Annotated in this window: 10 protein-coding genes; 9 read left to right on the plus strand and 1 reads right to left on the minus strand. The window is 67.9% G+C overall.

Going from position 1 to position 14178, the window contains the following annotated elements; translation table 11 throughout:
- Positions 1 to 303 precede the first annotated feature (303 nt).
- Positions 304 to 2994, minus strand: coding sequence for a LuxR C-terminal-related transcriptional regulator (locus ACXU4B_RS04055; protein WP_131407991.1), 2691 nt, complete (start codon positions 2992 to 2994; stop codon positions 304 to 306).
- A 479-nt stretch (positions 2995 to 3473) separates the two neighbouring features.
- On the opposite strand from ACXU4B_RS04055, the gene ACXU4B_RS04060 reads away from it, so the two are divergent.
- The 9 genes from ACXU4B_RS04060 to ACXU4B_RS04100 all read left to right on the plus strand — a co-directional run bounded on the left by ACXU4B_RS04060 (position 3474) and on the right by ACXU4B_RS04100 (position 14151).
- Complete coding sequence (locus ACXU4B_RS04060; RefSeq protein WP_131407994.1) at positions 3474 to 4481, plus strand: universal stress protein; 1008 nt, start codon at positions 3474 to 3476, stop codon at positions 4479 to 4481.
- Between the two features lie 71 nt (positions 4482 to 4552).
- Entirely contained in the window at positions 4553 to 5533 is a 981-nt protein-coding gene (locus tag ACXU4B_RS04065) for a quinone oxidoreductase family protein (RefSeq protein WP_131407996.1), read from the plus strand.
- A gap of 9 nt (positions 5534 to 5542) precedes the next feature.
- Positions 5543 to 6391, plus strand: a complete 849-nt coding sequence (locus ACXU4B_RS04070; protein WP_131407998.1) for a TauD/TfdA dioxygenase family protein — start codon at positions 5543 to 5545, stop codon at positions 6389 to 6391.
- A 36-nt stretch (positions 6392 to 6427) separates the two neighbouring features.
- Positions 6428 to 7486 carry a beta-keto acid cleavage family enzyme gene (locus tag ACXU4B_RS04075; RefSeq protein WP_131408000.1) on the plus strand — a complete coding sequence of 353 codons (1059 nt, stop codon included), beginning with the start codon at positions 6428 to 6430 and terminating at the stop codon, positions 7484 to 7486.
- Between the two features lie 84 nt (positions 7487 to 7570).
- Entirely contained in the window at positions 7571 to 8893 is a 1323-nt protein-coding gene (locus tag ACXU4B_RS04080) for an MFS transporter (protein WP_205746512.1), read from the plus strand.
- 24 nt (positions 8894 to 8917) lie between these two features.
- Positions 8918 to 9478: an RBBP9/YdeN family alpha/beta hydrolase gene (locus ACXU4B_RS04085; protein WP_131408002.1), complete on the plus strand. Its 561-nt coding sequence runs from the start codon at positions 8918 to 8920 to the stop codon at positions 9476 to 9478.
- Positions 9475 to 10164, plus strand: coding sequence for a DsbA family oxidoreductase (locus tag ACXU4B_RS04090; RefSeq protein WP_131408004.1), 690 nt, complete (start codon positions 9475 to 9477; stop codon positions 10162 to 10164). Before ACXU4B_RS04085 ends, ACXU4B_RS04090 begins: the two co-directional genes overlap by 4 nt.
- A 404-nt stretch (positions 10165 to 10568) precedes the next feature.
- On the plus strand, positions 10569 to 12377 hold the full coding sequence (locus ACXU4B_RS04095; protein ID WP_131408006.1) for a DUF1302 domain-containing protein: 1809 nt from the start codon (positions 10569 to 10571) through the stop codon (positions 12375 to 12377).
- 121 nt (positions 12378 to 12498) lie between these two features.
- On the plus strand, positions 12499 to 14151 hold the full coding sequence (locus ACXU4B_RS04100; protein ID WP_131408008.1) for a 3-(methylthio)propionyl-CoA ligase: 1653 nt from the start codon (positions 12499 to 12501) through the stop codon (positions 14149 to 14151).
- Positions 14152 to 14178: the final 27 nt, after the last annotated feature.

Consider the following 14178-nt stretch of genomic DNA (forward strand, 5'->3'; position numbering starts at 1 on the left):
CATTGGCGGGCCGGCTCCCGACATGCAGGCGCATGTCGCTGATGTTCATGACGTAGCCCTGGCTCTACTCGTCCGCCATCGCCGGCCCTGCCCTGTACGGGAAGCAGCCGCACGAGGGCGGTCGGTAGCCATTGTTGGACGCGCAGGAAAGCGCACCCCCCCCAAAACGCCGGGGGGAGGGGTTCGCCGCTCGCTGGGAGGACAGGTCCGGCAGGCCGTCGGGCTCAGCCAGGTTGGTCCGGCGTGCCGCCGGACCGGGCATTCAGCCAGGAAAGCGCGTGCGCGTGGGGCGCCGGACGGGGGCTATTCCAGTCCCTGCAGCAGGCCCAGCAGCTGGGCCCGGTGCACGACATGCCGGCGCGTGCCCACGCCGAGCTTGCCGAACAGGTTCTTCAGATGCCACTTGATGGTAGCCTCGCCGACCGCCATGGCCTGGGCGATTTCCTTGTTGGAGAGGTTGCGCGCGAGCAGTTCCAGCACCTCGCGCTCCTTGGGCGTCAGCACCATGCTCGGCACCACGCGCGGGCCGCCCTGGCGCTGATCGGCGGGCGGATTGACCACGCGTGCCGGAGGCGGCGCCCCGACGCCCGCGTCACCACCTGCCTCACCCGCCACGCGGTACGCCCAGTCGGCCACCACCGGGTGGGTATCGACGAAGATGCGCGTCAGGCCGTAGGCCCTGGCAAGACTCATCGCTTCTTGCAGTACCGCCCGGCCATCCTGGCCGTTGCGGTCCAGGGCATAGGCACGCAAGGTCATGCATTCGATGCGGACGCGGCCGAGCCGCGCCTGCTCGGCCAGCGGCCCGGCATGGGCGAGCGCCTCGAGCACGCCCGGCCAGTCCTGCGCCGCCATCGCGGCATAGGTGTGCGCCATCGCGCCCAGCAACTCCACGTTGCGGCGCCAGAGCGGCCCGCGCCGGGGACTCTCCGAGGCCACCAGCTGGTCGATGCGCGTGACCAGGGCACCGCAGGTCTCGCGGCGGAAACGCCCGGCGTGCATGCGGACCTGATCGCTGAGGCTGGCAATGCACAGGCGTGGCAGGCGGCGTGTCTCGCCAATGGCGAACAAGGCCTCCAGCATGTCCAGCGCGCGATGCTCTTCGCCCTGTGCGGCAGCCACGCGCGCCGCCGTGCGAAAGCCCACCAGGATCGCTTCCGGTGCCGCCACGCGTTCGAGCACGTCGAGCCGGTTGGCCAGCAGGGCCACGGCCTCGTCGAGGCGCCCCCGCTCATACACGGCCGCCGCCAGCAGCGCCGCCATCATGCAGGACAGCGGGTGGCGCCGGCCGAGCTTGGCATCGATCGAGCCGAGCGCAAGGCGCAGCCCCTCTTCGCCCAGCAGCACCTGCCCTTCCCACAGGTAGCTGAGGCCGATGATGAATTCGCCCCAGCGCGCCACATAGTCGGTCTCCTGCGGCAGGTCCGGGCGCGCAGCGCCCTGCAGCAGTCGGCGCGCCTGCACCGGATCGCCCTGCAGCAGCGCGAGCATGGCCTGGCGGTTGACGTGCATCCAGCGCATCCGCGGCTCGATGCCGGGCGGTGCCTCGCTCCACGGTGCGAACATGGCCACGCAGCGATCGGGATCGTCGGCGAAATAGGCGGCGCCGCTGGCAATCAGCACGCATTCGTAGCGCAGGGCGACATCGACATCCGGGCGCGACAGGATCAGGCCGACCATGCGCTCGGCCTCCTCGTAGCGCTCGCTCACCGCCAGCGCCCATGCCGCCGCCAGGCGCAGGCGCGGATGCTGGTCCAGCACCGCCTCGGGCAGCACTTCCAGCCAGTCCCGCATGGTCCCGATATGCCCTTGCGCCACGGCTTCGTAGAGGCCTTGCTGGGCCAGGTCGAAGGCCACGCCCTCGCGCCCTGCCTCGCGTGCATGCCGCGCGGCCTGGGTGAACATGCCGTGCGCCGCGAGCCAGCTCTGCGCCCTGCCGTGCAGCTCGGCGCGCTCCTGCGCCGGCAGTTCGGCCAGGCGTCCGCGCAAGGCATCGCAGGCCAGCGTGTGCAGGCGGTACCACTCCGAGTCCTCGCCCACCACGAAGATCGGCGTGTCGCGCGCCAGCCGCGCCAGTTGCTGCGGCGCCTCGTCGTCGCCGGTCAGGGCGATGCACAGGTCCGGATGCAACTGCTCGACCACGGCAATCCGCGTGAGAAACGCCACGTCCTCGGCCGCCAGTTCAGCGGTGAGCGCTTCCACCAGCTGGTTGCGCGAACCGGGCAAGTGCGTGCCGACCACATGGCGCGGGTCGCTGCCGCGCTCCATCGCCGCCAGCGCGAGCTGCAGGCCCAGCGGCCAGCCTTCGGTCATGTCGTGCAGGCGCGCACAGGTGTCGGCGTCGGCCTTGGCGCCGACGCGGTTGCGTACCAGCGCGATGGTTTCCTCGAGGGTGAAGCGCAGCGTCTCGATGCCGACCGACGTGCATTGGCCGTAGGTGACCAGGTCGGCCACCATGGGATCGAGCGTGCCGCGCCCGGCCACCACCACGCGCAGGTTCGGCGGCGCGTTGTGCAGCAGGTAGTCGAGCGCCGCGAGGCTGTTGGCGGACATGCGCTCGGCCTCGTCGATCATCAGGACCAGCGACAGCGAAGCCTGGGCCACCTCGCTGAGCCAGGCCGTGATGCTGTCCAGTTCGCCGAAGGTCGCCGCGCCGCCTTCCAGCAGGGTGGCGCCGAAATTCGGCCGGCCGCAGCCCATCCGCACGGCCAGCACCAGGCTGTGCAACACGCGCTGGGGATCGGGGCTGCCATCGGCGGAAATCCACGCCACTGCCGAGCCGCGCGCCAGGAATTCGTGCCGCCACTGCGCCAGCAGCGAGGTCTTGCCGAAGCCGGGCGGCGCCTGCACGAGGATGACCGCGCAATCGCGGAACTGCTCGTCGTCCAGCCCGAGCCGCGGGCGCACGAGCCGATGCCGTGGCGTGCGCGGCGGCGTGGTCTTGAGGACAAGCTCGGCGATGGCGGGCACGGCCTCGCCGGGAGGGATGGCCATCAGACAAGTTCCGGTGGTGCGCTGGAGCAACCTCTCCGCACGGGTGACACCACGGCGGGCATACATGCACGCCGACAGACGCCGTCTTCGAACACGCACGCGGCCTGTTCGCTGGCCATTGTAGACACGCCGCGCCGCGCATAACCACTTGCTTTCGGGCGGTTCGTCCCCCCCTCCTAGCCGGGGGGGGAGTGCCTTGCCGGCCAGACCTAGGCTTGGGCCCGCACCACGTTAGGTTTGGGGAACTCCCGGCCGCGACGCCGGCGCGGATCGCCACACCAGGCGCTGCCGCGGCCGGAGCCGGCCCTCGATGATCGCTGTGCGCGACGGGCGGCATCGCGAGCGGACGGCAGAGGCTTTCCTTCGACGCAGCCGCGGTGGGTTCCCCCGGAGTCCACGCATGGGGAGGGGTCTGGCGCCCGGTGCTGCCAGGCCGGCCCCGTCCGGATTCACGGGTAGCACACCTGTCAGGAGTCAGTATGTACCGTCATCTGCTTGTTCCACTCGATGACACCGAACTCTCAATCGAGACGGTCAGTCGGGCCGTCAAGTTCGCGCACTCGATGGGTGCTCGCGTGAGTTTCCTGCACGTGCAAGCAGACCATGCCGCGTCGCTGACCGGCGAAGCGGATGCGGTGCGGCTGACCTCGCCTGCCGAATACCGCGACACCTACCAGGACCGTGCGCGCGCGCTGCTGACCAAGGCCGAATCCGCCGCCCGTGCACTGGGCGTGCCCTGCGATGCGCTGGTGCGCGTCGGCGCCACGCCGTACGAGGCCATCCTCGAAGTGGCGCATGGCGCCGGCTGCGACCTGATCTTCATGGCGTCCCACGGCCGCCGCTCCAGCGTGGGCATGATGCTCGGCTCGCAGACGCTCAAGGTACTGACACACGGCGAGCTGCCCGTGCTGGTGTCCTCGGCACGCGAGTCGGCCAACGCCAATCCGGTCGTGGCCGCGATCCGCGAAGAGCACCGCTCGCTTGCCGCGGTGCTGCATGCCTGGCTGCACCTGGTGAACACCTATGCACAGCAGGGCGGCACCGCCGACGTTCCGCTGATGCGCTCCATGGTCCGCTACATCATGGAATTCCCGGCGGCCGTGCGCCGCGTGAAGGGGCACGGCCAGCTGTACCGGCGCCTGCGCGAACGGACCGCCGTGTTCCATGCCGAACTCGACGAACTGGAGCGCCAGCAGGAACGTGGCCGCTCGCTGGTCGAGGCGCACGCCGCCCTGCTCGACCGCTACGACCGCGGCGCCGCCACGCTGGCGGAACTGCGCGACGCCGTCGAACAGTACGCGCGTTTCATGTGGGAGCAGATGGGTCGCGAGGAGGGCGTCATCGTGCCTGCCGCCGAGCGTTATCTCACCGAAGCCGACTGGAGCGCGATCCACGCCGCGTTCGCCGGCACTCGCGGCAGCGAGGACGACGCCGAAGCGGAATACCGGCAGCTGTTCTCACGCATCGTCAACAGCACGCCCGCCTAGGCCGACCGCCCGGGCATCGACAGCTACACCTCGGGCGCACGCCGCCGGAGTCTCGAGTCAAGGAGAATCGCTTGGAACATGCAATCCGCTTTTACGAGGCCGGCAGCCCTGACGTGCTGCGCTATGAAAAGGTCGAGGTCGGCGCACCCGGCCCGGGCCAGGTGCGGCTGCGTCACCAGGCGGTGGGCCTGAATTTCGCCGACACCTACTTCCGCAACGGCACCTACCCGATCCCGCTGCCCAATGGCATCGGCGTGGAGGCCGCCGGCATCGTCGAGGAAGTCGGTCCCGACGTCACCAGCGTCGCCGTCGGTGACCGCGTCACCTACACCGGCTTCCTCAATACGCTGGGCGCCTACAGCACGGCCCGCGTGGTTCCCGCCGCGCCGCTGATCCGCCTGCCGGACGCCATCGACAGCGAGACGGCGGCCGCGATGACCATGCGCGGCCTGACGGCGGCGTACCTGATGCGTCGCATCTACCCGTTCGTGGCCGGCGAATCGATCCTGTTGCATGCCGCCGCCGGCGGCGTCGGCCTGATCGTCTCGCAGTGGGCCCGGCTGCTCGGCCTGCGCGTGATCGGCACCGTCTCGACCGAAGAGAAGGCCGCGGTCGCACGCGCCCACGGCTGCGACGAAGTGATCAACTACAGCCACGAGGACGTCGCCGTGCGCGTGCGCGAGCTGACCGGCGGCAAGGGCGTGTCGGTCGTGTTCGACTCGGTCGGCAGGACCACCTTCATGGCTTCGCTCGACTCGCTGCGCCGCCGTGGCCTGATGGTCTGCGTGGGCACGGCCTCCGGCACCATCCCGCCGTTCGACCCGCAGTTGCTCGCCATGAAGGGTTCGCTCTACCTGACCCGTCCGGCACTGGCCGACTACATCGCCGACCCCGCGGAAAAGGCCGAGCTCGCCAACGACCTGTTCGGCCACGTCGCCTCCGGTCGGATCAAGATCGAGGTCAACCAGCGCTACGCGCTCGAGGATGCGGTGCAGGCCCATCGCGACCTCGAGGCGCGCAAGACCACTGGCTCGTCGATCTTCGTCCTCTGAGGAGGTGCCATGCGCATCGAACCACTGACCTGTCACATCGGTGCCGAACTGCAGGGCGTGAGCCTCGCCGACGCGGCCCGCGATGATGCCCTGTTCGCCGAGATCAAGGCCGCCCTGCTCAAGCATCGCGTGCTGTTCCTGCGCGACCAGGACATCAGTCGCCAGGAGCACGTCGCCTTCGCGCGCCGGTTCGGCGAGCTGGAGGACCACCCGGTAGCGCCGAGCCATCCCGATGCCCCGGGCCTGGTGCAGATCTACAAGACGCCCGACACACCGATCGACCGCTACGAAAACGCCTGGCATACCGACGCCACCTGGCGCGAGGCACCGCCCATGGGCTGCGTGCTGCGCTGCGTGGAATGCCCGCCGGTCGGCGGCGACACCATGTGGGCCAACATGGTGCTCGCCTACGAGATGTTGCCCGCGCACGTGAAGGAGCAGATCGCCAACCTGCGCGCACGCCACAGCATCGAGGCCTCGTTCGGCGCGGCCATGCCGATCGAGCGACGCCTCGCGCTGAAGGCGCAGTACCCGGATGCCGAGCATCCCGTGGTGCGCACGCATCCGGAGACGGGCGAGAAGGTGCTGTTCGTCAACGCCTTCACCACGCACTTCACCAATTTCCACACGCGTGAAAACGTGCGCTTCGGCCAGGACGCCAACCCCGGCGCGAGCCAGCTGCTCAGCTACCTGATCAGCCAGGCCTACATCCCCGAGTACCAGGTGCGCTGGCGCTGGCAGAAAAACAGCGTCGCCATCTGGGACAACCGCTCGACCCAGCACTACGCCGTCATGGACTACCCGCCGTGCCATCGAAAGATGGAGCGCGCCGGGATCGTCGGCGACGCCACGTTCTGAAACGAATCCTTCCTCCCGAGAGCAACAGGACAATCCATGAACTTCCTCGACGGTTCGCTGTTTCCCGAAAACCAGGACAAGCTGGTCATCACCGCAGCGCCTTACGGTCCCGAGTGGATCCCTTCGGATTTTCCGCAGGACATTCCCGTCACCATGGAAGAGCAGATCCAGAAGGCGGTCGACTGCTACAACGCCGGCGCCAGCGTGCTGCACCTGCACGTGCGAGAACTGGACGGCAAGGGCTCCAAGCGCCTGTCCATGTTCAATGAACTGATCGCCGGCGTGCGCAAGGCGGTGCCCGACATGGTCATCCAGGTCGGCGGCTCGATCTCCTTCGCGCCCGAGTCCGACGGTGCCGACGCCAAGTGGCTGCACGACGACACCCGCCACATGCTGGCCGAACTCGATCCGAAGCCGGACCAGGTGACGGTCACCGTCAATACGGTGCAGATGAACATCGTCGAGCAGATGGAGATGGCGGACCTCGCCGGCACCTCCATCGCCGAGCCGGCGACCTACCAGGCCTATCGCGAGATGATCGTGCCCTCCGGCCCCGGCTTCATCGAGGAGCACATCAAGCGCCTGAGCGCCGCCGGCATCCAGAGCGCCTTCCAGTTCTACAACATCAACAGCTACGAGACGGTCGAGCGCCTGATCCGCCGCGGCGTCTACAAGGGCCCGCTGGTGTGCAACTGGGTGGCGATCGGCGGCGGCATGGACCAGCCCACGATCTACAGCCTGGCCAACTTCGTGCGCGCCATCCCCGACGGCACCATGCTGACGGTGGAGAGCAGCATGCGCAACGTGCTGCCCATCAACATGATGGGCATCGCCATGGGCCTGCACGTGCGCTGCGGCATCGAAGACAACCTGTGGAACCAGTCGCGTACCGCGCGGATGACCACGGTGGAACAGATCGAACAGCTGGTGCGCATTTCGCGCGAGTTCGGTCGCGAGATCGCCAACGGCAAGGAGGCACGCGAGATCCTGAAGATCGGCGTGTTCTACGACACCATCGAAGAGACGCTGGCCGCCAACGGGTTCTCGCCGAACCGCAAGCAGGCCAAACCGCGCGTCGCGCACCTGGCGGCCTGAGGCCGTCGCCACGGCGACGGGCGGCGCAAGCGCTGTCCGTCGCCTCCATGAAAGCCGGCACCATGCCGGCATGAGGAGACCGCTTTGGGAATCCACGTCGCCGAAGCCACGCCCGTCACGCTGACCGCGTCCACGTCCACCCCGCGCATGTACGCGTGGCTGGTGTTCGCCCTCACCTTTGGGCTGCTGCTGTCGGACTACATGTCACGCCAGGTGCTCAATGCGGTCTTCCCGCTGCTCAAGGCCGAGTGGGGCTTGTCCGATACGCAGCTGGGCTCGCTCTCGGGCATCGTCGCGCTGCTGGTGGGCCTGCTCACCTTCCCGCTTTCGGTGCTCGCCGACCGCTGGGGCCGCGTGCGCAGCATCCTGGTGATGGCGACGCTGTGGAGCCTCGCCACCCTGGCCTGCGGCGTGGCGACGAGCTACGGGCAGATGTTTGCGGCACGCTTCTTCGTCGGCCTGGGCGAGGCCGCCTATGGCAGCGTCGGCGTGGCGCTGATCATCAGCGTGTTCCCGGCGCACCTGCGCTCCACTCTCACCGGCGCCTTCATGGCCGGAGGCGCCTTCGGCTCGGTGGCCGGCATGGCGCTGGGCGGCATTCTCGCCACGCATCTTGGCTGGCGCTGGGCGTTCGTCGCGATGGCGGCCTTTGGCGCGGCGCTGGTGCTGCTCTACGCGGTCACGGTGAACGAGCGCCGCCTGCGCGAAAACTGCGACAGCAGCGTGCGTCCGACCGCAGCGCGTCCGGATTTCGCGCTTTCGCTGCGCAACCTGTTCAGCGGCCTGTTTTCCACCGCGTCGGTGATCTGTGCCTACATCGGCAGCGGCCTGCAGTTGTTCATCATGGCCGCCGTCATGGCCTGGATGCCGAGCTTCCTCAATCGCTACTACGGCATGGCGCCCGACAAGGCCGGCGTCACCGCGGCCGCCTTCGTGCTGATCGGCGCGCTGGGCATGGTGATCTGCGGCGCCCTGACCGATCGCGTGTGCCGCCACCTGCCGGCGCGCAAGATGGCCATGGCCATCGTCTATTGCCTGGTCACGGCCGTGCTGCTCGGCATCGCCTTCCAGCTGCCGGCTGGGCCGGGCCAGCTGAGCATGATCGGCCTGGGCATGTTCCTCGCCGCCGGCACCGCCGGCCCGGCCGGCGCGATGGTGGCCAATCTCACGCCGACGCCGATCCACGCCTCGGCGTTTGCCACGCTGACTCTCGCCAACAATCTGCTGGGACTGGCCCCCGGCCCCGTGCTGACCGGCCTGCTGGCAGATCACATCGGCCTGCTCGGTGCATTCCAGCTGATTCCGTTGATGGCGCTGTTCGCCGCGACGGCGTTCTGGATCGGTCGCCTGCACTACGCCGGCGACCTCGCCCGCATGCAGTCCACGGCCCCCAGAGCAGAGCGCTGACCCTTCATCCACGGACCGCCACCGATGCAAAACCTCACGAACCCGACCATCCTGTTCGTGCCGGGCCTGCGCGACCACGTCGCCGAGCACTGGCAGACCCTGCTTGAAGCGAAGCTTCCCGGTGCCCGCTCGGTGCCGCCGCTGCAACACGACAAACTCAGCCGCGCGGCCCGCGTGGCGGCACTGGACGAGGCGATCGCCGGCATCGACGGCCCGGTGATCCTGGTCGCGCACAGCGCCGGCGTGATGATCACCGTGCATTGGGCACAGCAGCATCAGCGCCCCATCCACGGCGCACTGCTGGCCGCGCCGGCGGACCTGGAATCGCCGATGCCGGAGGGCTACCCGACCATGGATGCGCTGCGCGAGCACGGTTGGCTGCCGGTACCGCGCACGCGCCTGCCATTTCCCAGCGTACTCGCCGCCAGCAGCAACGATCCGCTATGCGGCGCGCGGCAGGCGAACGAACTGGCGGTCGCCTGGGGCAGCTGCCTGGTCGAACTCGGCGCGGTCGGCCACCTCAACCCGGCCGCGGGTTACGGGCCGTGGCCGCTGGCCGAGACACTGATCGATTCGTTGCGATGAACTGCCAACTATCACCCGAAGCGCCGAAGCGTCGGCGCATCGAAGTCGCCTTCTATTTCGACCTGGTCTGCCCCTGGTGCCTGATCGGCAAGCGGCAGCTGGAGCGGGCCATCGACCTGCTGGCGCTTGGCTATGCGGACGTCGACGTCGTCGTGCAGTGGAAGTCGCTGCCGTTGCTGCCGGACATGCCGAGCGGCGGCGTGCCGTTCCAGGCCTTCTATCTGAAGCGCCTCGGCTCGGCGACCGCGGTGGCGGTGCGACGCCGGCAGATTCGCGAGGCCGGGCTTGCCGCCGGGGTGGAGTTCGACTTCGAGCGCATCACGCTGATGCCCAATACGATCGCGGCGCACCGGCTGATCGAATACGCCGGGCAGTCGGGCGGCCAGGCGCTGCAGGCCCAGCTGATCGACCGCCTGTTCGACGCGTTCTTCTGCCGCAACGAAGACATCGGCGACCTGCAGGTGCTTGCGCGCATCGGCGAAGCGTTCGGCCTCGAACGCACGACGACGCTCGCCCTGCTGGCCTCGCCCGCGCACGAGACGCCGTTGCAGCTGTGGCAGGACGATGCCCGGCGCCAGGACATTGCCGGCGTACCCGGCTTCGTCCTGAACGACCGCGCGCCGCGTTTCGGCGCGCATCCGCCGGAGCAGCTGGCGCAAGCCTTGCTGGCGTCGCTGCCGGCGTGAACGGCATGCGCTCGCGCGCAAGCGCCCCTCCCCCATCGGAGTGGGGGGGGCCTTTCGAGGGTAGCGGCACGACTCTCGATAAACCGGAACAGAACTGCTGGCGGGCTGAACAACGGCAGTGAGGTCCTGGCATGGCCCGCATCGCGCCCCATGGCGTGGTTGCGGGCCAGCCGGACCGATAGAGAAAGCTGGCACCGGTAAGAGATTCGTCGCGTGGCCGGGGAGAGTTTTCGAGGCCGCTTGGCGACACGTACCCGCGTGTGGAGTACCGACAACCAGGCCGCACCACGGCTACGGCCCGCGTGCGTCATGACGCATATCGCGCCGGGCAGCCGGCCCGGATGCCGATGGCAGTCGGACCCTCGACGGGATTGCAGAAACGGTATTAGGGGGAGGAGTACTGCATGAAGAACGTTTACAGGGCGAACAAGCGCCGGAGTGGGACGGCCATCCGTCTGATCGCGCTTGCCGTGGCCGCCGCGCTTGGGGCCTCCGGAGCAGCCCATGCTGTCGAGCTCGACACCGGCAACCCGGACATCTCGGTTCGTTGGGACAATACCTTTCGCTACAACCTCGGCCATCGCGCGCACGACCAGAATGCGTCGATCCTCGCCAGCCCCAACTACGACGACGGCGACCGCAATTTCGGCAACGGCTCGATTGTCACCAATCGCCTCGACATCCTGAGCGAGTTCGACTTCATCTACAAGAAGAACTACGGCTTCCGCCTCAGTGCGGACGGCTGGTACGACCAGGCCTATGAGTCGCTGGACAACAGGCACATCGCGTCGTCCAACCACATCGTCAACGGCAAGCCTGCGCTCGGTCTTCCCAACTACACCAACCGCTATTTCCACGGTCCTTCCGCGCAGCTGCTCGACGCCTTTGCGTTCGGCAACTTCGACGTGGACGGCATCAACGTCAACACCAAGGCCGGCCGTTACACGGTGTTCTGGGGCGAAGCCCTGCTGAACCCGATCAACTCGCTCAGCTACGGCCAGGCTTCGCTGGACATCGGCAAGCTGCTCACCGTGCCGGGCGTGACCGCCAAGGAACTCTTCCGTCCGCGCCCGCAGGTGTCGGCACAGATCCAGGCGACGCCGACCCTCTCGCTCGAAGGTCAGTACTACTTCGGCTGGGAACAGGTGTTCTACCCCGAATCGGGTTCCTACATGGACCCCAATGACGCCGTGCTCAAGGGTGGCCAGTCGCTGTACATCAATGCGGCGCAGCGCGTATTGCGCGGCAACGACATCACGCCCAGCGACCATGGCGACTGGGGCCTGGCGATGCGCTGGACGCCGGAACTGATCGACGGCACGATCGGCCTGTACTACCGCCAGACCTCCGATATCCAGCCGCAGGTGATCGTGGCGCCCGCCGTGGCACCCAACGTGAGCGCCGCCGCGTGCAAGTTCCTCGGCTTCAAGTCGCTCACGCCGACGGTCTGCTACATCAACCCGTCCATGGCCAGCGTGCCCCAGGTCCTGCAGGGCAACATCGGCAAGTACATGGCCAGCTATGCCGACGGCATCGACATCTATGGCGCGAGCTTTGCCAAGCAGATCCTCGGCGTCAGCTTCAGCGCGGAAGTGAACTACCGCCGCAACATGCCGCTGGTCAGCGTGCCGATCCAGCTGCTGCCTGCGGCGCTCGCCAGCAAGGTGCCCGGGGCGATCACCACGCTGCCTGGCGAAGGCGAGACCGCCGGTGCCCGCGGCAATACGTGGCACGCGGTGACCGACTTCGCCGGCGTCGTGCCCAAGACAGCGCTGTTCGACACCGCCAACTACATCGTCGAGTTCGCCTACAACCGCTGGGACAAGGTTACGCAGAACCCTGCCGCGTTCCTCGGCGCCGCCACCTACACCGGCATCGACAAGCCGACCAAGGATTTCATCGGCACCCAGGTCAACTTCACGCCGACCTGGTTCCAGGTCTATCCGGGCGTGGACCTGCTGATGCCCTTGACCTATTCGATGGGCCTGGTGGGCAATTCCTCGGTGACCTTCGGCGGCAACAAGGGCAACGGCAACTTCTCCATCGGCATCGGTGCGGACGTCCGAACCAAGTACCGCTTTGACCTGAAGTACATCGGTTATGAAGGCCGGGTCGCCACCAACGCGGCTGGCGTGATCACCTCCAGCGCCGGCCTCGCCTCGCTGCTGCGTGACCGCAACTACATCGACTTCACCTTCCAGACCACGTTCTGAGCAAAACCCTGCCCTGCATCTGAGCTTTCCACGGCCAGATGCAGGGCAGCTTGCACGTATCGGCGCGACGGGGCGACCTTCGCGCCGGCAGTAGTGATCAACAGAGCCGGAGCGGCTGACAATGAAAGGCTTGATGATGGAGCAACCCCTGCTGGTTGCCTCACTTCTGATGCACGCCCAACGGCATCATGCTGATCAGGAAATCGTATCCCGGCGGGTCGAGGGCGACCTCCATCGCTATCGCTTCGCCGACCTTGCCGCGCGCTCGCGCCGCATGGCCAACGCGCTCGGCGGCCTCGGCCTCCGGCCGGGCGACCGCGTCGGCACGCTCGCCTGGAATGGCTATCGCCACATGGAGCTGTATTTCGCGGCGTCCGGTTCCGGTGCCGTGCTGCACACGATCAACCCGCGCCTGCATATCGACCAGCTCGCCTACATCGTCGAACATGCGGACGACCGGGTGATCTGCTTCGACCTGAGCTTCCTCCCGATCGTCGAGGCCCTGGCGGCCCGCCTCTCCGGGCCCAGGCTGTTCGTGGCCATGTGCGACCCGGACCACATGCCGGCGGCCATCCCTCCGGGCATGTCGATGCTCTGCTACGAGGCGCTCATCGACGCGAACGGCGACGACTACGCCTGGCCGCTGCTCGATGAAAACACCGCATCATCGCTTTGCTACACCTCCGGTACCACAGGCAACCCGAAGGGTGTGCTCTACAGTCATCGCTCCACCGTGCTGCACACGTATGCGGCGGCACTGCCGGACGCGCTCAACTGCTCGGCGCGCGACAGCATCCTGCCGGTCGTGCCGATGTTTCACGTCAACGCCTGGGGCTTGCCCTACATCGCCTGCATGGTGGGCGCGAAGCTCGTGTTTCCCGGGCCCGCGCTGGACGGCAAATCTCTGCACGAACTGATCGAAGCGGAGCAGGTCACGCTGTCGGCCGGCGTGCCGACCGTCTGGCAGGGCCTGCTTGCGCACGTTGCCGAACATGGCAGGCGCTTCACCTCGATGCGGCGCACGGTGATCGGCGGCGCGCCCTGCCCCACCGCGATGGCGGTGCAGTTCCAGGAACACCATCAGGTCGAGGTGCTGCATGCCTGGGGCATGACGGAACTGAGCCCCGTGGGCACCGTGTGCAGCTTCAAGTCGCACCAGCTTTCGATGCCGGCGGATGCGCGCTACGCCCTGCAGGCCAAGCAAGGTCGGGCGGTCTTCGGCATCGACATGAAGATCGTCGACGCCGAGGGCAAGGATCTTCCCTGGGATGGCGAAGCCGCGGGCAACCTGCTCGTGCGCGGCCCCTGGGTATCGCGCACTTACTTTCGCGACGAGGCCAGCGAACCGCTGGAGGACGGCTGGTTCCCCACCGGGGACGTGGCACGGATCGACCGCGACGGATTCATGCAGATCACCGACCGCAGCAAGGACGTGATCAAGTCCGGCGGCGAGTGGATCAGCTCGATCGACCTGGAAAACGTCGCCTGCCTGCATCCCGGCGTGGCCAGCGCGGCCTGCATTGCCGCGCGACACCCCAAGTGGGACGAACGTCCGCTGCTGCTGATTGTCAGGAAACCGGGCAGCGGACTGGCGAAGGACGAGTTGCTCGCCTTCTTCGACAGCAAGGTGGCGAAATGGTGGAAGCCCGACGACGTCGTCTTCGTCGACGGCTTCCCGCTGGGCGCGACCGGCAAGGTGCTCAAGAACAAGCTTCGCGAGCAGTTTCAGCACCACTACGCTCCCGCCATGACGCAGGCGTCCCCGCCGGGCTGAACCACGCCGTATCGGCGTGCCCGCCCC

It is taken from the genome of Dyella soli, assembly GCF_054482295.1.

Bases quoted from the DNA above. Each gene is read 5' to 3' on its own strand.
- ACXU4B_RS04060 (WP_131407994.1), top strand. From the start codon at position 3,474: ATGTACCGTCATCTGCTTGTTCCACTCGATGACACCGAACTCTCAATC.
- ACXU4B_RS04070 (WP_131407998.1), top strand. From the start codon at position 5,543: ATGCGCATCGAACCACTGACCTGTCACATCGGTGCCGAACTGCAGGGC.
- ACXU4B_RS04100 (WP_131408008.1), top strand. From the start codon at position 12,499: ATGAAAGGCTTGATGATGGAGCAACCCCTGCTGGTTGCCTCACTTCTG.
- ACXU4B_RS04055 (WP_131407991.1), bottom strand. From the start codon at position 2,994: ATGGCCATCCCTCCCGGCGAGGCCGTGCCCGCCATCGCCGAGCTTGTC.
- ACXU4B_RS04075 (WP_131408000.1), top strand. From the start codon at position 6,428: ATGAACTTCCTCGACGGTTCGCTGTTTCCCGAAAACCAGGACAAGCTG.
- ACXU4B_RS04090 (WP_131408004.1), top strand. From the start codon at position 9,475: ATGAACTGCCAACTATCACCCGAAGCGCCGAAGCGTCGGCGCATCGAA.
- ACXU4B_RS04095 (WP_131408006.1), top strand. From the start codon at position 10,569: ATGAAGAACGTTTACAGGGCGAACAAGCGCCGGAGTGGGACGGCCATC.
- ACXU4B_RS04085 (WP_131408002.1), top strand. From the start codon at position 8,918: ATGCAAAACCTCACGAACCCGACCATCCTGTTCGTGCCGGGCCTGCGC.